Here is a 16898-nt window from a genome sequence, read left to right as displayed (position 1 = left end):
GCCACTCTCCCGCACCACCCCTTCTCGGCTCACCAGGGCGGGCTGCTCTTGGAATTCCTGCTTTTCCTTCTCCGGCGCATCTTGTGGTCGATCCTGGTCCTCGTGGGCCTGTCGATCGTCATCTTCGCCATCGCCCGGGTGGTTCCGGGTGATCCGGCGCGCATGGCGCTCGGCCCCACCGCCACGGCCCAGCAGGTTGCGGACCTGCAGGAAAAGCTCGGCCTCAACAAGCCGATCGTCGAACAGTATGGCATGTTCATCGCCGGGCTCAGTCGCGGTGACCTCGGCCGCTCGCTGCTGACCGAGCGACCGGTGAACGACGACATCCGCGACACCTTCTCGGCGACCCTCGAGCTGGTGCTGGCGACGATCACCATCGCCTTCGTGCTGGGGGTGCCGCTGGGCGTCGCGGCGGCGCGCTGGAAGGACAAGTGGCCCGATACGCTGGTCCGCGTGCTGGCGATCTTTTCCGCCGTCACGCCGAGCTTCTTCGCAGCGCTGCTGCTGCAGATTCTCGCGGGCTACGTGCTGCACATCCTGCCGACCACCGGGCGATTGCCGCACAACATGGAGTTCGTCGCCGGCGTCACTGGGCTCTTGACCGTCGACTCGCTGCTGGCCGGCCGCCTCGATGTGTTCGGCGAGGCGCTGCGCTACCTGCTGCTGCCGGCCACTGCCCTGGCGCTCGCCACCATGGGGCAGATTGCCCGCATCACCCGCTCGTCGATGATCGACGTCTCCAGCCAGGATTACATCGAGGCAAGCCGCGCCTTCGGCGTGCCCGAGCCGATCCGGGTGTTCAAGTATATGCTGCGCCCCAGCTTCGTGCCGCCGCTGACTATCCTCGGGCTCGAGTTCGCCTCGCTGATCGGCAACGCCTTCGTCGTCGAACTGGTGTTCGCCTGGCCCGGCATGGCGGCCTACGGCATCCGCACGATCCTGCAGAAGGACCTCAATGCGGTGATGGGCGTGGTGATGGTCTCGGGCGTGTTCTTCGTCCTGGTCAACCTCGTCATCGACGTGCTGGTCGGCTTCGTCGACCCGCGCGTGCGCATTCGGGGGAGCCGCTGATGAGCAGCGAAACCGTTCCCACCACGCCGCCCCGCCGGCTCTCCAACGCTTACCAGAACTGGTACCGCTTCTCGCGCAACCCGACGGCGGTGATCGGCGCGGCGATCGTCATTCTCGCCATCCTCGCGGCGCTGCTTGCACCCTGGATCACCCCGCATCCCGAGCATGTCGGCGCGGTGGTCAACTTCCGGGCCCGCCACCTGCCGCCCTCGGCCGAATACTGGTTCGGCACCGACAATGTCGGGCGCGATATCTTCACCCGGGTGATCTTCGGGCTCCGAATCTCGCTGCTGCTGGCGCTGGTGGTGCTCGGCATCGCCATCCCGGTGGGGACGACACTGGGGCTCCTGGCCGGCTATTTCGGTGGCTGGGTCGAGGTGGTCATCATGCGCCTGACCGATATCGCGCTCGCCATCCCGCCGCTGGTGATGGCGCTGGCGGTTGCCGCCGTGCTGTCGCCGGACCTGATCAACTCGATGCTGGCGATCGCTGCGCTGTGGTGGACGTGGCACACGCGGCTGATCTACTCGATCACCCGGCAGTTGCGCACGCAGGAATTCGTCGAGGCCGCCGAGACGCTGGGCGCCAGCAAGTTCCACATCCTGTTCCGCGAAATCCTGCCCAACTGCGTGTCGGCGCTGGCGGTCAAGACCTCGCTCGATGCCGGCTTCGTCATCCTCGTCGGCGCTTCGCTGAGTTTCCTCGGCCTCGGCATCCAGCCCCCGACTCCCGACCTCGGCACCATGGTGGCCTCGGGTTCGGCATTCCTGCCGGACTACTGGTGGGAATCGGTGCTGCCGGGCTTCGCCATCCTCATCGTGGCGCTTGGCTTCAACCTGCTCGGGGATGGCCTCCGCGATCTGTTCGACGTGCAGGAGGTGCGCTGATGGCCGACGCCCTGCTGTCCGTCCGGAACCTCAGCGTGCAATTCACCACCTACGGCCAGACCAATCCGGTGCTGAAGGGCGTGTCGCTCGACGTGCCCGCCCGTTCACAGATCGCGCTGGTGGGCGAGAGCGGTTCGGGCAAAACCGTAACCATGCGGGCCATCATGGGGCTGTTGCGCAGCCCGCCGGCCAAGGTCACCGGCGGCGAGATTTTCTACGACGGCCGCGACCTCCTCACCATGCCGGACCGCGAGCGGCTGAAGCTGCGCGGCACCGCCATGTCGATGGTCTTCCAGGACCCGATGAGCTCGCTCAACCCGGTCTTCACCATCGCCGACCAGATGGGCACCATCCTCAAATATGCCGACCGTCGCCTTGGCCGCAGCCGCGACCGCAAGGCGCGGATGGCACGAGTGCACGAAGTGCTGGGCCAGGTGCGGATGCGCGACCCGGAGCGGGTGGCGCGCTCCTACCCGATCATGCTGTCGGGCGGCATGCGGCAGCGCGTCTTGATCGCCATGGCGCTGTTGAGCGAACCCAAGCTGCTGATCGCCGACGAGCCCGGCACGGCGCTCGACGTCACCACCCAGGCGCAAATCCTGAAGCTGCTGAAAGACCTGGTGGAAGAGCGTGGCCTCGCGCTGCTGATGATCACCCACAACCTGGGCGTGGTCCGCGAAACCTCGAACTACGTCTACGTGATGAACAAGGGCGTGGTGGTCGAGCACCGGCCGACCGCCGAACTCTTCGAGGCGCCGCGCGACGATTACACCAAGGCGCTGATCGCGGCCGTACCCCGGCTCACCGGCGGAACCAGCTTCGGCAACCGGGGAGCGGCGGCATGAACACCCTGCTGGAGATCGCCGGGCTGACCAAGCTGTTCCCGGTCCGCAGCGGCTTCGGGCGGAAGACCGGCGACGTGCGCGCCGTCGACGACGTGTCGTTCTCGATTGAGAAGGGCAAGGTCTATGGCCTTGCCGGCGAGAGCGGCTCGGGCAAATCGACCATTGCCCGGATGATCATGGGCCTCGCCAAACCGACCAGCGGCGACATCCGGCTCGACGGCCACAGCATCATCGGCGAGACCGGCACCCGAGCCTATGGCCGCAAGGTGCAGATGGTGTTCCAGAACCCGGGCTCCTCGCTCAATCCGCGCCGCACCGTCGGCCAGTCGATCGCCGTGCCGCTGGCCGCCCATGGCACGTCGGGAGGCGAGCACAAGCGACGCATCGCCGAGTTGCTCGAGATGGTGCAACTGCCCGCCGATTTCGCGCTGCGCTACCCGCACGAACTGTCTGGCGGCCAGAAGCAGCGTGTCGCCATCGCCCGCGCGCTGGCGGTGGCGCCGCAGCTGCTGATCCTCGATGAGCCGACCTCGGCGCTCGACGTCTCGGTGCAGGCGCGGGTCATGGACCTGCTGGTCGATCTCGGCCGGCAGCTCGGGCTCACTTACCTCTTCATCTCGCACGACCTCAGCCTGATGCGGAACTTTGCCGACACGGTGGGCGTGCTCTATCTCGGCAAGATTGTCGAGACCGGCGCCACCGCATCGGTGTTCGAGGCGCCGCAGCACGACTACACCCGCCTTCTCCTCGCCTCGGTGCCGGTGATCTCGGCCGAGGAGGAGGCCATGCGGCCGAAGATTCCGCTGATCGACGGAGAAATCCCGACAGCCGAGCAACTCATCGCGCTCCGCGCAGCAGTCTCCCAAAGGATAGAAAAATGATCAGAATTGGCATCGACGTGGGCGGCACCAACACGGACGCCGTCGTCATGGACGGCGCGACCGTTATTGCCGGCGTCAAGGCCGCCACCACCGGCGATGTGATGACCGGCGTGGTCAATGCGCTGAAGGCGGTGCTTGAAGCTTCTAAGCTGGATGCCTCCGCCATCGACGTAGTGATGATCGGCACCACCCACTTCACCAACGCCGTGGTGCAGCGGCGCGACCTCGCCAAGACCGCGGCTGTGCGCCTCGGCCTTCCTGCGACCGCCTCCCTGCCCCCTATGGTCGATTGGCCCGAGGATCTGAAGGCGGCGATCGGCGGGACCGGTTACCTCGCCCATGGCGGCAACGAGTTCGACGGGCGAGTGATCTCGCCGCTCGATGAAAAGGAACTGCTCGGCATCGCCGAGGACATCAAAGCCAAGGGTATCAATACCATCGCCATCACCTCGGTGTTCTCGCCGGTGACGGGCGACTTCGAGAAGCAGGCCGGGGAGATTTTCGCCAGGGCCTTGCCGGGCGTCCACATCACGCTCTCCAGCGATATCGGCCGCATCGGCCTGCTCGAGCGTGAGAATGCGGCGATCATGAACGCCTGCCTGCGCGACCTCTCCCGGCACGTTATCGAGGCCTTCCGCAAGGCGATCACCGAGACGGGGATCAAGGGCCGCTTCTACCTGACGCAAAACGACGGCACGCTGATGGATGCCGCGTTCGCAGAGAAATTCCCGGTGCTGACCTTCGCCTCGGGCCCGACCAATTCGATGCGCGGCGCAGCTTTCCTCTCGGGGGTTGCGGACGCCATCGTCGTCGATATCGGCGGCACCACCTCCGATGTCGGCTCGCTGCACAAGGGTTTCCCGCGCCAAGCCACCGTGGCCGTGGAAGTCGGCGGCGTGCGAACCAACTTCCGGATGCCGGACGTGTTCTCGATCGGCCTCGGAGGCGGTTCGCACGTCGTCGAGACTGGCGACGGCATCAAGGTCGGCCCGACCTCGGTCGGCTACCGCATCGTCAGCGAGGCGCTGATCTTCGGCGGTTCGACGCTGACCACTTCCGACGTCGTCGTCGCTGCCGGCCGTGCCGAACTCGGCGACAAGGCGAAGGTTGCGCACCTGAAGCCCGAGTTCATCGAGCGCACCCAGGCCAGGATCATGTCGATGCTCGAGGACTGCGTCGAGCGCTCACGCCTGTCGCCCGAACCGCTGCCGGTGATCGTGGTGGGCGGCGGCTCGATCCTGGTCGACGGCCCGATCGGTGGGCTCGAGGTGATCAAGCCGAACCATTTTGCCGTGGCCAACGCCGTCGGCGCTGCCATCGCGCAGGTCTCGGGCGAGGTCGACCGCGTTTACGCCCTGGCCGAGATCGGCCGCGACCAGGCATTGGCCGACGCCAAGGATCGCGCCACTGAAGCGGCGGTCTCCGCCGGCGCGCTGCGCTCGTCGATCGAAATCGTCGATGTCGAGGACGTGCCGCTGGCTTATCTGCCCGGCAACGCCACCCGCGTCCGCGTCAAGGCGGTCGGTGAACTGCATGTCGGATAAGGGTTATCTGCTCAAGGAGAGCGACCTGCTGCCCCTGTCGATCGGCGCCGCGCTGCTCGGCACCGGTGGCGGCGGCAACCCTTATGTCGGGATGCTCAGGGCGCGCGAGCTGATCCGCAAGGGCGCCGAGGTCCGCGTACTGCCGCTCGATGCCTTGCCCGACGATGCCTGGGTGGGCGAGGTTGGCGGCATCGGCGCGCCGGTGGTTGGGGTCGAAAAGATCGAGGAAGGCGGCGAGTGCTATCGCGCCATGCGCGCGGTCGAAGAGACGGCCGGCGTCAGGATTGCAGCCACCATCTCGGCCGAGATCGGCGGTTCCAACGCCCTCGAACCGATGATCGCCGCAGCCTATGCGGGCCTGCCGGTGATCGACGGCGACGGCATGGGCCGAGCCTTCCCCGAAGTGCAGATGACCACCTTCTTCATCTACGGCGCCAAGGCCGCTCCGGCGGCCATTGCCGACGAGAAGGGCAATGTCGTCGTCTTCAAGGAGGTGATCGACATGTTCTGGCTCGAGACTTTCGCCCGCGGCGTCTCGGTCAACATGGGCGCCGCGGCCGGCCTAGCCATTGCCCCGATGTCGATGGAATTCGTCCGCCGCGCCGCGGTCCCCGGCACGGTGACCCAGGCGCTGCGGATCGGCCATACCGTGCTCGACGCCCGCCAGAAGCGGCAGAACGTGGTCGAACGCGTCGTTGCCTCGACCGGCGGCAAGCTGTTCTTCACCGGCAAGGTCACCGACGTGCGGCGCGAACTGGTGGGTGGCTTCGCACGCGGCCATGCGCATCTCACCGGGGTCGGCGATTGGGCCGGCTCGGAAGCGCGCATCGCCATCCAGAACGAGAACCTGGTGCTCTGGGTCGATGACGTGCCGGTGATCATGGTTCCCGACCTGATCATCAACCTCGAGCTCGATACGGGCGAGCCGATCACCACCGAAGTGCTGCGCTATGGGCAGCGCATCGCGGTGATCGGGCTGCCGGTGCATGACCTGATGAAGACCCCCAAGGCGCTGGAAATCGTCGGCCCCAAGGCCTTCGGCTATCCCGAACTCACCTTCAACCCGCTGCAGCCCAAGCCCGTCGTGGCCTGAGGCAAAGGAACCAGATCATGAAGTTTCTTCGCACCATCCACGCCGAGGACATGGAAGACATCGCCACCGGCGGCGCCATCCTCGGGACCGGCGGCGGCGGCGACCCCTATGTCGGCAAGCTGATGGCCCAGCAGGCGATCAGGCAGTACGGCCCGGTCAACCTGGTCGATATCGACGAGTTGCCCGATGACGCGCTGGTCGTGCCCGTCTGCATGATGGGCGCGCCCACTGTGATGACCGAAAAGCTCCCGCAGGGCGAGGAGCTGATCAACGCTTTTCGCGCACTGGAGCAGTTGCTTGGGCGGAAGATCGATGCCGTGCTCTGCGGCGAGGCGGGTGGGGTTAACTCTACCACACCGTTCGTCGTGGCGGCGATGGCCGGCCTGCCGCTCGTCGATGGCGACGGCATGGGCCGCGCCTATCCCGAGCTGCAGATGGTGACCTTCACCATGCATGGCGTTTCGGCGACGCCGATGGTGCTGTGCGACGACAAGGGCAATTCGCTGGTGCTGGAGACGGTCAGCAATGCCTGGACCGAGCGGCTCGCCCGCGCCGCAACGGTGGAGATGGGCGGCTCAGCGCTGCTCGCCTTTTATTCGATGTCCGGCGCGGTGGCGAAGAAGGCGATCGTGCGCGGCACGCTGACGCTCTGCTCGGAGCTCGGTCGCACCCTGCGCGAGGCCAAGGCCGGCCACGTCGACCCGGTCAACGCCATCGTCGACAAGCTCGCGGCCGACGTGATCTTCCACGGTCGCATCAAGGACATCGAACGCCGCACCGTCGGCGGCTTCGCTCGTGGCACCGCCCGCTTCGAGGGGGTGGACGAGTGGAAGGGCCACAGCTTCCGGCTGGATTTCCAGAACGAGTTCCTGATGGCCGAGCGCGACGGCGAGATCCTCGTCACGACGCCTGACCTGATCACCGTGCTCGATGCCGAGTCGGGACTGCCGGTCACTGCCGACGCCCTGCGCTATGGCCTGAGGCTCAAGGCGCTGGCCATGCCATCGAACCCGCAATGGCTGACCCCCGCCGGGATCGACCTCGTCGGTCCGCGCTATTTTGGTTACGACACCGACTATCGCGAGTATTTCGGGCGCTGAGAGCCCGATCGGGTGCCGGGCCCCGCGTGCGGTGGCCCGGCCGATCGCCAAGCGCGATCAGAAGTGGAAGTTGACGCCGACACGGACGGCCGAGCCGTCGATGTCGAACTCGTCGCCGTAGCCCTTGACGTCGACAGTACCGAAATTGGTGTAGAGATACTCCGCCTTCAGCGACAGGGTGTCGGTGACCATGTACTCAGCGCCCACACCCGCGACCCAGCCGCCAATGGTCTGCGCTTCATCGTAGACTTCGAGATTGGCCGCGGCGAGACCGGCGGTGCCATAGAGCAGCAGATCGCCGACGGCGAAGCCGAGGCGGCCACGCAAGGTCGCGAGGCCGTTGATGCCGGCATCCTCGTTCCAGTGGTCCGTGTCACTGCCCTCAATGATGCCAGCCGCCGACAGATCGGCTTCGACGCCAAGCACGATGGAATCGAACTGCACGTTGTAGCCGGCCTGCACGCCACCCTGCCAACCGTTGAGGGTAGCGAGGTCGGTGTCGTCGCCGCCATGCGCGGCATCGAAATCGGCATAACCCACGTTGGCGCCGATATAGAAGCCGGTCCAATCACGGCTGGCGCTGACGATGGCCTGGTCGGGAGTGGGAACGTAGAGATCGGCAGCCGTGGCGGTGCCGGTGAGCAGCCCGGCGAATGCCAGGGCAGCGAAGATACGCGTAGTCATATAGACTCCAGATAAACCGAAGCCCCCCACCGCCGCTCCTCTATGGCGACGCGGGATTTGTCAAGATCAGCAAGGCAGTAGAGCAGTCTGCTATGGCACAGAATCAACACTCGTTTGCTGGCCTCATTCTTGCCGGGGGCCGGGGCGAGAGGCTGGGCGGGGTGATCAAGTCCGAATTGCCGGTTGGCGGCGTACGCCTGCTCGAGCGCGTCGCGGAACGGCTCGCAGGCTGTTCGCCATTGCTGGTGGCGCACGGGCGAATCGACCCCGCGGCGCTGCACCTCCAGCCCGACATGGTCGCCGTGGCCGACCTTGCTGGCGACTATGCCGGCCCGCTGGCCGGGCTTGCGGGCGCCATCGCCTGGATCAACACCCTCGGCACACCGCCACAACTGCTGGTCAGCGTCGCGGTGGATACGCCGTTCCTGCCCGCCGATTTCGTTGCCCGGCTGCTCGATGGCCTGGGAGACGCTCCCGCGGCGATCGCCGCCTATAGCGGACAGCCCTACCCTACCAACGCGATCTGGCGTGTGGCGCGATTCCGCGATTTACCGGAACGGGTGCGGGCCGGCACGGCGCCGCGCAGCCTGAAATCGCTATGCGCTGCGGCTGGGGGGCACACCATCGAATGGCCGGCGAGCCCCGCAGGCGATCCCTTCGCCAACGTCAACACGCCGGAAGATCTGGCTGCTGCGGAGCGGCAAGCTACCCACGCCGGGGCTATCCAGAGCTGAGTTTTCCAGAACGGAAATTCGGGCTTGGCAAAGGAAATCAAAACCGCTACACGGGCGCTGCTTCACACGAGGCACGTGTTCCGCGGTAGCTCAGTTGGTAGAGCATTCGACTGTTAATCGAATGGTCCTTGGTTCGAGTCCAAGCCGCGGAGCCAACTCTCTCCCTCAGTTTTGCGACCAACGGCGCCAGCGTTTGCGCGCTGCAGCGCCCGTCACCAGGCCAGCGACTTGCCGTCCAGCGCCGCGAGGAGCTTTTCGTCGTGGCCGTAGATGTCCGAGCTGAAGTGCACGCCGTCGGCCTCGACCCAGGCGGTCAGGTAGGTGATGTGAATCGGCAGCGGCGTCTTGAGATTCACCACGGTGTTTTTCTCTGAGGCGACCACCGAATCGATCCGGGCGTCCGACCAGTCGGCCACTCCGCCGGCAATGAGCACCTGGTCCGCCAGTTCCAGCGGACGCGACAGGCGGATGCAGCCGTGGCTGAAGGCGCGCTCGGCGCGGCCGAACAGACTGCGTGACGGGGTATCGTGCAGATAGACGTCATGGCTGTTGGGGAACATGAACTTGACCCGGCCCAGCGCGTTATTGGGCCCCGGCTTCTGCCGCAGCTGGAACGGGAAACGACTCGCGGTCACCTGGGCCCAATCGACCTGCCGGACATCGTAGACCTCCTTGCCCCGTACCGCCTCGAAGCCCGCGGCGGCGACGGCAGCCGGATTGCTCTGAAGCTTGGGCAGCTCCTCGTTGGCGGCGAGGCCCGCCGGCACGTTCCAATACGGGTTGAACTCGAGGTAGCGGATGGCGTCGCTGAACACCGGGGTGCGGCTGTAGGGCTTGCCCACCACTACCGCCATTTTCTCCTTGATCTCGCCATCGGCGACGCGGCGCAGCTCGAAGCCGGCGATGTTGACGATGATGTATTGCCGCCCCAGGTCGTCCGGCATCCAGCGCCAGCGCTCCATGGCGAAATCGATCGACTCGATCCGATCCTCGATCGGCACGTTCATGGCGACCAGTGACGCCGGCCCGACCACGCCATCGACGTCGAGGCCGTGCCGGGCCTGGAAGCGCTTCACCGCCTCGGCCAGCGCCTCGTCGTAGAGTTCTGGTTCCCCCGGCGCGGCGGCCGCGGCGCCGTCCGTTACAGCCAGGCGAGCGCGCAGCGCCGGAATACGGGGATCAGTCATCCCCGGCTTGAGGGTATCCCCGAGCGGCACCTTGCCCCAGCCGCCGAGCACCGCCAGCGCGTGATAGTCGTCCAGCGCCTTACGCAGCGCCTGATACTCGGCGTTCTGCGGCTCCCACGCGTGCAGCACGGTCTCCACGTCGGCTGCCTTCGACACCCCCGCAAGCGCGGCAGCCTCGTCGATGCTGCGCGGGGCGAGGAAGAAATTCGGGTCGATCTTGTTGGGGAGAAACCGGCCGACCTTCAGGTCCGAGGCATATTCGAGGAAGGCCGCCGAGAAGTAGAGTTCGATGATGGCGAGGCTGCGCTTGTCGGTGTCGCCGGCGGCGGCCAAAAGGCTGGCCAGTTGCTGGCCGGGGTAATCGTCGGGGTTCAGGCCATCATCCGTGGCGTTGACCAGGCGGGAGACCATGACCCCGGCGCGGGCGCTGTTGAGCCAGAGCAGCTCGCCGCTCTGCTCTTCGTAGTAGGTGCGTAGCACGTCGCGACGCTGCTTGATTGGCAGGGGCAGCCGCGGCTCGTTGGCCAGCAGGTCAATGATGTTGATGCGAACCACCGCCACGTCGCGCGGGGAGAGATCGACGCGATCCTCTGCCAATGAGGGCACGACCAGGGCAAGCGCCAGGAGCAGCGCAGCAAGGATGCCGCGGATCGGATCAGGGCATCGGCGGTGCATAGAGGATCCCACCCTGGGTCCATAGGGCGTTGACGCCACGGCTCAGTTGCATCGGGGTTTCCTGACCGAGGTTGCGCTCGAACAGCTCGCCGTAATTGCCGACGCCGGCCAGCACCTTCACCAGCCAATCGTCGGAAAGCCCCAGCGCAGCAACCGCCGGGGCGCCCATGGCCCTCGCTTCATCGGCTCCGGCGCCGACCATCGAGGCCGCATCCAGCTTCTGCTCCTCGGCGTCGATCAGCCCGAACAGGGTCCAGCGCACCAGCGCGGTCCATTGCGGGTCGTCGTCTCGAACCACCGGACCGAGCGGCTCCTTGGAAATTACGTCCTTGAGGATAACGTGTTCCTCGGGCTTGGGGAGTTCGGCCCGCTCGGCGGCCAGCGCCGATCGGTCCGCCGTGTAGGCGTCGCATTTGGCATCGGCGTAGGCGGCACGCGCTTCGTCGCGCTCCTCGAAGCTCATGAAGGTAACGGTCAGCCCGGCCTTCTTGAAATAGGCTGCCGCATTGGCCTCGGTCGTGGTGCCACGGACCACGCAGATGCTCGCCCCGTCCAGTTCGAGCGGGCTGATCGCGCCGAACAGCGCGGGGACCATGAAGCCCTGCCCGTCGAAATAGCTGGTGCCGGGAAAGTCGAGACCAAGCGACAGGTCGCGAGTCATGGTCCAGGTGCTGTTGCGCGACAACAGGTCGATCTTGCGGCCGCTGAGGGCGGCGAAGCGCGCTTCGGCCGAAAGCGGCACATACTGGACCTTGGCTACATCGCCGAGAGCGGCGGCGGCGACGGCGCGGCAGAAGTCGACATCGAAGCCGCGCCAGGTCCCTGCCCCATCCTGCTCCGAGAAGCCACCGAGCCCTTCGCTGACGCCACACACCAGCTCACCGCGGGTGCGGACGTCGTCGAGCGTGCCGCCGTAGCCGACCGAGGTCGAAGCAAGGAACAGGAGCGCTGCTGCCGCCAGCTGTCGTCGGTGCATTGGCCACCCTCATGGCGAGCTGCAAAATCAGCCAAGTCTTGGCTGCATCGTCACGCCAGCACAAGCCCCGTTCCGACCTCGCCGTTACGCCAGCGTTGCCTCGACACGCCGCCCATTCCGCCGCCTCCGCGCCAGCCGCTCTGATTGCCAGCCCTCGGGGGCCCGGCTATAGAGAGCCGCGTGGCCGCACCGATCCCCCAGCTCTCCGTCATCATTCCAGCTCGGAACGAGGCTGAGAACCTGCCCCGCCTGATTGCCGAGATCGAGACCGCGCTGTCGGCGCTAGCGCCGTTCGAGATCATCGTGGTCGATGACGGATCGACCGACGAGTCGATCTCGGTGCTGGGCACCCTCGGCCGCGAGCGCCCGCACCTGCGGCTCGTCCGACATGACCGCTCGGGCGGACAATCCGCTGCGATCCATTCCGGGGTACGCCAGGCGCGAGCCGAGCTTGTCTGCATGCTCGACGGCGACGGGCAGAATCCGCCGTCGGAGCTCCCCAAGCTGGTGGCGCCGCTGTCTGGAGACCCCAGCGGGCGGTTGGGACTGGTGGCGGGCCAACGCGTCGGACGGCAGGACACCTGGTCCAAGAAGCTCGCCTCGCGCCTCGCCAACGGGCTGCGCAGCACACTGCTGCATGACGGCACGCGCGATACCGGATGCGGCCTCAAGGCTTTCCGCCGCGACGCCTTTCTCGCCCTCCCCTATTTCGACCACATGCACCGGTACCTGCCGGCGCTGTTCAAGCGCGACGGCTGGCGGGTCGAACTGGTCGACGTGAGCCACCGGCCGCGACAGGCGGGCCGCTCGAACTATTCCAACCTGCAGCGCGCGCTGGTCGGCGCGATTGACCTTTTCGGCGTCATGTGGCTGATCCGCCGCAGCAAGAAGGCGCAGCCGGTTGCCAGCGATCAAGAGGACTCCTGAGACGATGGCCGAGTGGTTGATGCAGGTCTTTCACGTCGAGAACCAGATCGAGCTCTGGTGGGTCATATTCGGCTTTTGCGCCCAGGCGATGTTCACGGCACGCTTCCTCGTGCAGTGGATCGCCTCGGAGCGGGAACGCCGCTCGGTAATGCCGCGCGCCTTCTGGTACTTCTCACTGCTCGGCGGCGTCATGCTGCTGATGTACGCGGTCTATAGGCAGGATCCGGTGTTCATCCTCGGCCAGTTGTTCGGTGTGGTGATCTATGCGCGCAACCTGTGGTTGATCTTCCAGGAACGGCGCCGTGACGCAGCGTGAGGCCGGCGGGCGCGGCTGGCTCTGGCCGGTTCTCGCCCTTGCCGCAGCTGTCGTGGTCGTGCGCTGGGTACTGCTGGGCTGCAGCGGCATCGACCTGTTCGTCGACGAGACACAGTACTGGCTCTGGGGGCAGGATTTCGCCTGGGGCTATTACTCAAAACCACCGCTGATCGCCTGGCTCATCGGCGCGGTGACCACTCTCGCCGGCAGCGACGCGCCGTTCTGGATCCGGATGCCGGCGCCGCTGCTGAACGGAGCGACGGCGGTACTGCTCGCCGCACTGTCGGCGCGCGCCGTTGGGCCGCGCTCGGCGATCTGGGTGGCGGCGGCGTGGCTGAGCCTGCCTGCCGTGGCGCTGGGCTCGATCCTCATTTCGACCGACACGGTGATGGCGCCCTTTTTCGCCGCGGCGCTGCTGGTGCATCACCGGCTCTCGGAAACCCGTCGTGCTCGCGACGCTCTGCTGGTCGGCGCGCTCGTCGGCGTTGCCCTGCTGGCAAAGTATGCGGCGATCTACTTCGTCATCGGCGCCGGGATCGCGGCCCTGCTCTTTCCCGCAGCGCGGATCGGTTGGCGAAATGCCGGGCTGATGCTGCTGGCGATGGTAGTCGTGGTCGCGCCCAACCTTTTGTGGAACCTAGAGAACGGGTTGGTCACGCTGCGGCACACGGCCGACAATATCGGTTGGGTGGAGAACGGGATCAAAGCCGACAGCGCCCCGGGGCTCGTCGGCCTCGTGATCTTTCTTGCCAGCCAGTTGGCGGTGATGGGTCCGGTGCTGTTCGGCGCCTTGCTCATCGCGCTCTCGAAGTTCCGCCGCTCGGGGCCCCTGGCGGCCTTTGCACTGGTGCCGCTGGCGGCCGTATCAGTGCAGTCGCTGCTCGACACCGCCTATGCCAACTGGGCAGTGGCGGCCTATTTCGCCGGCACACCGCTGGCGATCGCGGTGCTGGCCAGATATCCGCGCCTGCGGGGCGTCGGCCTTGGCATCAATATCGCCATCGCCATCGTGGTTCACGTTCTGGCGCTGTGGCCGCAGATCACACTCTGGCAGGCCGCTCCGCCGCTCGAGCGCTATGTCGGACGTGCCGCGCTCAGCCAGGAACTGATCGCGCTCGCTCACCAGCAGGGCAACGTGCCGATTTATGTCGAGAGTCGCGATATCGCCGCCGACCTGTTCTATGTCGGACGCGACAGCGGGCTCACGTTCTATGCACCGCGCCCGAATGGCCGGCCGATGGATTACTATCAGCAGAACCATCCGCTGCCGGCCGGCCTGACCGGTCCGCTGCTGGTCGTTCGCAGCGCGCCCGCCTCCTGTGCGGACCTCGCCCCGCCCACTCCGGTAGGGCGAGGCGAAGGCATCTACAAGGACAAGGGACTTGTGGCCTACCTCGTCGACGGCGCCTGCCTGGCGCAGCGATAGCCCGATCAGCCGCGCGGCGGCAGGTTGGTACGGGCGCGCGGCACCGTGTTGCCAAGCCCGAGCTGGTCGAGGGCGCGCTCGATCTCGGCATGCGTATAGGGCTTCTCGAAATAGCGTGCGCCCAGCGGCAGATCCGGCGTCTCGCCGGGTCGTGGCCGCGACACCACGATGATCTCGACGGTGGGCCAGCGACTGCGCACCACCTCCGCCAGTTGTGCACCATCGAGCGTGCCGGGCACATCGTACTCGATGAAGGTCACGACGATGCCCGAACGGCTCTCGAGATGCGCCACCGCCTCATCGGAGCTGAAGGCGACGAGGGCTTCGAATCCCGCCGCCTCGAACAATTGCACTGCCCCCAGCATGATCATGGGTTCGTCCTCGACGATAAGGACCAGTGGCCGGCTGCTTCCGGTTGATATCAATTATGAAGACCCGCATTTTCTCACCCATTCGCCCGGCGTATCGACGCCCAAGCGTTCGAGTCGGAGGGGAGGATCCCCATTCGACTCGGCCCATGCGAAATCCTTTCGCGCAACGACGGCAAAAGCGCGACCACGTTTCGCCCTCCCGTTCGAGACCCGAGCAGCGCATAAACTGCTAACGAATCCTCGCCGAAATGACGCGAGGATTAGATAAAGCTCCGAACAAAAGCCCGCACTAGCCGATGTTGCTTGGGGTTTTTGCCGACGTCCCGGTCGAGCCGGACGTCGCCGAGGGACAAAACCCGCGGTCTGTCATCCCGTCGTCATCCGAACCGGAACGGCAAAAACTGCCCAAAAAGTAATCACGCGGCCGTGAGCGTCGAGGCCGTGCAAGGTTTCGCCGTAATGCGACCATGCTTCGAGCACGGATGAAAAACGGAATGAGCGGACGCAATGCCGCAGGTCGCGTAGGCTTTGGCAAGTTGGCTGGCGGAATGCTTCGGGATGATGACGATCACGCGTCATGCATCGACCGCATGGCTCGTATGAGTCCGGGTTGCTTCTCAGCTTGGGGGCCAGCGAACAGGCTTTCAGGCATCGGATGGCGAACAACGGCCGTCCAACTGGCAAGGATGCCAATACTAAGCGTCAACAACGATCACTCCAGCGGTGGAGAGTACGTGTGATGTCACTTAGCGTAACGGGGCCAACGAGCGTCTAGCTCGTCGTTCTGTACTTAGTCGCAACTCAACAACTTGCCTTCGGGCGAGAACAACATTGCTCACACTTGTGAAAGAGGGCCGCCGTGGCGAAAATCAGCGTCTTTGGGATCGGATATGTCGGGGTGGTTTCCGCAGCGTGTCTGGCGGATGACGGCCACGAGGTGGTGGCGGTCGATCTCGACCCCGGCAAGGTAAGCGCGGTCAATTCCGGCTTGTCGCCGATCGTCGAGAACGGGCTCGACGAGATCATTGCCCGCGCCGTGGCCTCGGGCCGGCTGCGCGCCACCACCGACGGGCAGCAGGCGGTGCTCGATACCGATGCCAGCTTCGTCTGCGTCGGCACCCCGAGCGACGACACCGGCGCCGTCGGGCTCAAATACGTGAAGGGGGTCTGCGCCGATATCGGCCAGGCGATCAGGCACAAGCAGAGCTTCCACTCGGTGATCATCCGCTCGACCATCGTGCCGGGCACCATGGACGAGACCTGCATCCCGGTGCTGGAAGAGGCCAGCGGGATGGTCGCCGGCCAGGATTTCGGCGTCGGCTACTATCCGGAGTTCCTGCGCGAGAGCACGGCGATCGCCGACTATTACGATCCGGGCCTCATCGTCTTCGGCGCGCTGGAGCCGCGTACCGAGGCGATCCTCAAGGACATCAACGCCCAGATGCCGGTGCCCTCACACGTGGTGACGCTGACGACTGCCGAGGCGGTCAAATATGCCTCGAACTCCTGGCGCGCCGTGAAGGTGACCTTTGCCAACGAGATCGGCAACATCGCCAAAGCGGCGGGCGTCGACGGCCAGCAGGTGATGAAGCTCATCTGCGCCGACACCAAGGTGAACATCTCGCCCTATTTCATGAAGCCGGGCTTCGCCTTCGGCGGTTCCTGCCTGCCCAAGGACGTCCGAGCCCTGCAGCACCTCGCTGCCCAGAAGGGTGTTCCGTCTCCCCTGCTCGACTCGGTGCTCGTCGCCAATGCCGCGCAGATCGACCGGGCCGAAAAGATGGTGGCCAATTCCGGCGCCAAAACCGTCGGGCTGGTCGGCATTGCCTTCAAGCCCGGCACCGACGACCTGCGCGAGAGCCCGCTGGCCGAGCTCGCGAGCCGGCTGATCTCCAAGGGCCTCGAGCTGCGGGTCTACGACCCCTACGTCTCGCAGGCGGTCGCCGGTGGCGTGAGCGCCATGGGCCGCGGCAACGACGTGGTACCCGACCTGCCCTCGCGGCTCGTCGGCAAGATCGAGGACCTGATCGCCGCGTCCGACGTGATCCTCGTGGGCAATCGCTACGAGGAAACCATCGCGCCGCTCAACTCGGTGAGCGAATACCGCTCGCTGGTCGACCTGACCCGCATCAATGCCTCGCTCCGCTCCAACGGCACCTACGAAGGCATTTGCTGGTAAGC

At 66.0% G+C, this 16898-nt stretch carries 16 protein-coding genes and 1 tRNA gene; 13 read left to right on the top strand and 4 right to left on the bottom strand.

All coding sequences use genetic code 11. The features are described from left to right. Positions 1 to 48 precede the first annotated feature (48 nt). Genes APS40_RS20365 through APS40_RS20335 form a run of 7 tightly spaced genes read left to right on the top strand, consistent with a single transcriptional unit; the run spans position 49 to position 7421 of the window. Positions 49 to 1071 (top strand): ABC transporter permease, encoded by a 1023-nt coding sequence (locus APS40_RS20365; RefSeq protein ID WP_055048787.1) that lies wholly within the window; start codon positions 49 to 51, stop codon positions 1069 to 1071. Beyond that, positions 1071 to 1958, top strand: a complete 888-nt coding sequence (locus APS40_RS20360) for an ABC transporter permease (protein WP_055048786.1) — start codon at positions 1071 to 1073, stop codon at positions 1956 to 1958. The genes APS40_RS20365 and APS40_RS20360 overlap by 1 nt, the downstream gene beginning before the upstream one ends. Then, the gene (locus APS40_RS25545; RefSeq protein ID WP_055048785.1) at positions 1958 to 2803 is read left to right on the top strand and encodes an ABC transporter ATP-binding protein; all 846 of its coding nucleotides are present in this window, start codon (positions 1958 to 1960) and stop codon (positions 2801 to 2803) included. The genes APS40_RS20360 and APS40_RS25545 overlap by 1 nt, the downstream gene beginning before the upstream one ends. Then, a complete protein-coding gene (locus APS40_RS25540) occupies positions 2800 to 3684 on the top strand; it encodes an ATP-binding cassette domain-containing protein (protein WP_055048784.1) in 885 nt (294 codons plus the stop codon). Before APS40_RS25545 ends, APS40_RS25540 begins: the two co-directional genes overlap by 4 nt. Beyond that, positions 3681 to 5228: a hydantoinase/oxoprolinase N-terminal domain-containing protein gene (locus APS40_RS20345; protein WP_055048783.1), complete on the top strand. Its 1548-nt coding sequence runs from the start codon at positions 3681 to 3683 to the stop codon at positions 5226 to 5228. The genes APS40_RS25540 and APS40_RS20345 overlap by 4 nt, the downstream gene beginning before the upstream one ends. Further along, positions 5218 to 6321 (top strand): DUF917 domain-containing protein, encoded by a 1104-nt coding sequence (locus APS40_RS20340; protein WP_055048782.1) that lies wholly within the window; start codon positions 5218 to 5220, stop codon positions 6319 to 6321. The genes APS40_RS20345 and APS40_RS20340 overlap by 11 nt, the downstream gene beginning before the upstream one ends. 17 nt (positions 6322 to 6338) lie before the next feature. After that, a complete protein-coding gene (locus APS40_RS20335; RefSeq protein WP_055048781.1) occupies positions 6339 to 7421 on the top strand; it encodes a DUF917 domain-containing protein in 1083 nt (360 codons plus the stop codon). Positions 7422 to 7478: 57 nt separating this feature from the next. Here APS40_RS20335 and APS40_RS20330 read toward each other — a convergent pair whose 3' ends face one another. Further along, a complete protein-coding gene (locus tag APS40_RS20330; protein ID WP_055048780.1) occupies positions 7479 to 8105 on the bottom strand; it encodes an outer membrane protein in 627 nt (208 codons plus the stop codon). A 92-nt stretch (positions 8106 to 8197) separates the two neighbouring features. Between APS40_RS20330 and mobA the strand changes: the two genes are divergently transcribed. Then, positions 8198 to 8839, top strand: coding sequence for a molybdenum cofactor guanylyltransferase (mobA, locus tag APS40_RS20325; protein WP_082434562.1), 642 nt, complete (start codon positions 8198 to 8200; stop codon positions 8837 to 8839). A 79-nt stretch (positions 8840 to 8918) separates the two neighbouring features. Continuing rightward, positions 8919 to 8994: transfer RNA gene (locus APS40_RS20320), tRNA-Asn, on the top strand. Between the two features lie 57 nt (positions 8995 to 9051). Here the strand turns inward: APS40_RS20320 and APS40_RS20315 are convergent. Beyond that, positions 9052 to 10701 (bottom strand): L,D-transpeptidase family protein, encoded by a 1650-nt coding sequence (locus tag APS40_RS20315; protein WP_055048778.1) that lies wholly within the window; start codon positions 10699 to 10701, stop codon positions 9052 to 9054. Beyond that, positions 10682 to 11677 carry an amino acid ABC transporter substrate-binding protein gene (locus APS40_RS20310; protein ID WP_055048777.1) on the bottom strand — a complete coding sequence of 332 codons (996 nt, stop codon included), beginning with the start codon at positions 11675 to 11677 and terminating at the stop codon, positions 10682 to 10684. The genes APS40_RS20315 and APS40_RS20310 overlap by 20 nt, the downstream gene beginning before the upstream one ends. Before the next feature lie 180 nt (positions 11678 to 11857). Here APS40_RS20310 and APS40_RS20305 point away from each other — a divergent pair, with 180 nt between their 5' ends. From APS40_RS20305 to APS40_RS20295, 3 genes are read left to right on the top strand one after another with little or no spacing between them, the layout of a single operon-like run. Continuing rightward, positions 11858 to 12604 (top strand): glycosyltransferase family 2 protein, encoded by a 747-nt coding sequence (locus APS40_RS20305; RefSeq protein ID WP_197279373.1) that lies wholly within the window; start codon positions 11858 to 11860, stop codon positions 12602 to 12604. Between the two features lie 4 nt (positions 12605 to 12608). Further along, on the top strand, positions 12609 to 12920 hold the full coding sequence (locus APS40_RS20300) for a lipid-A-disaccharide synthase N-terminal domain-containing protein (protein ID WP_055048776.1): 312 nt from the start codon (positions 12609 to 12611) through the stop codon (positions 12918 to 12920). Next, complete coding sequence (locus APS40_RS20295) at positions 12907 to 14346, top strand: ArnT family glycosyltransferase (RefSeq protein ID WP_055048775.1); 1440 nt, start codon at positions 12907 to 12909, stop codon at positions 14344 to 14346. Before APS40_RS20300 ends, APS40_RS20295 begins: the two co-directional genes overlap by 14 nt. A gap of 5 nt (positions 14347 to 14351) precedes the next feature. Here APS40_RS20295 and APS40_RS20290 read toward each other — a convergent pair whose 3' ends face one another. Next, entirely contained in the window at positions 14352 to 14771 is a 420-nt protein-coding gene (locus tag APS40_RS20290; RefSeq protein WP_442855825.1) for a response regulator, read from the bottom strand. 805 nt (positions 14772 to 15576) lie between these two features. Here APS40_RS20290 and APS40_RS20285 point away from each other — a divergent pair. Further along, positions 15577 to 16896: a nucleotide sugar dehydrogenase gene (locus tag APS40_RS20285; protein ID WP_055048773.1), complete on the top strand. Its 1320-nt coding sequence runs from the start codon at positions 15577 to 15579 to the stop codon at positions 16894 to 16896. The last annotated feature ends 2 nt before the right edge of the window (positions 16897 to 16898 follow it).

The organism is Devosia sp. A16, assembly GCF_001402915.1.
Taxonomy (GTDB): Bacteria; Pseudomonadota; Alphaproteobacteria; order Rhizobiales; family Devosiaceae; genus Devosia_A.
Note: the sequence above shows the minus strand (reverse complement) of the source record. Positions and strands in the feature narration are given on the sequence as shown.

Bases quoted from the DNA above. Each gene is read 5' to 3' on its own strand.
- APS40_RS20340 (WP_055048782.1), top strand. From the start codon at position 5,218: ATGTCGGATAAGGGTTATCTGCTCAAGGAGAGCGACCTGCTGCCCCTG.
- APS40_RS25545 (WP_055048785.1), top strand. From the start codon at position 1,958: ATGGCCGACGCCCTGCTGTCCGTCCGGAACCTCAGCGTGCAATTCACC.
- APS40_RS20330 (WP_055048780.1), bottom strand. From the start codon at position 8,105: ATGACTACGCGTATCTTCGCTGCCCTGGCATTCGCCGGGCTGCTCACC.
- APS40_RS20345 (WP_055048783.1), top strand. From the start codon at position 3,681: ATGATCAGAATTGGCATCGACGTGGGCGGCACCAACACGGACGCCGTC.
- APS40_RS25540 (WP_055048784.1), top strand. From the start codon at position 2,800: ATGAACACCCTGCTGGAGATCGCCGGGCTGACCAAGCTGTTCCCGGTC.
- APS40_RS20315 (WP_055048778.1), bottom strand. From the start codon at position 10,701: ATGCACCGCCGATGCCCTGATCCGATCCGCGGCATCCTTGCTGCGCTG.
- APS40_RS20360 (WP_055048786.1), top strand. From the start codon at position 1,071: ATGAGCAGCGAAACCGTTCCCACCACGCCGCCCCGCCGGCTCTCCAAC.
- mobA (WP_082434562.1), top strand. From the start codon at position 8,198: ATGGCACAGAATCAACACTCGTTTGCTGGCCTCATTCTTGCCGGGGGC.
- APS40_RS20335 (WP_055048781.1), top strand. From the start codon at position 6,339: ATGAAGTTTCTTCGCACCATCCACGCCGAGGACATGGAAGACATCGCC.
- APS40_RS20310 (WP_055048777.1), bottom strand. From the start codon at position 11,677: ATGCACCGACGACAGCTGGCGGCAGCAGCGCTCCTGTTCCTTGCTTCG.
- APS40_RS20300 (WP_055048776.1), top strand. From the start codon at position 12,609: ATGGCCGAGTGGTTGATGCAGGTCTTTCACGTCGAGAACCAGATCGAG.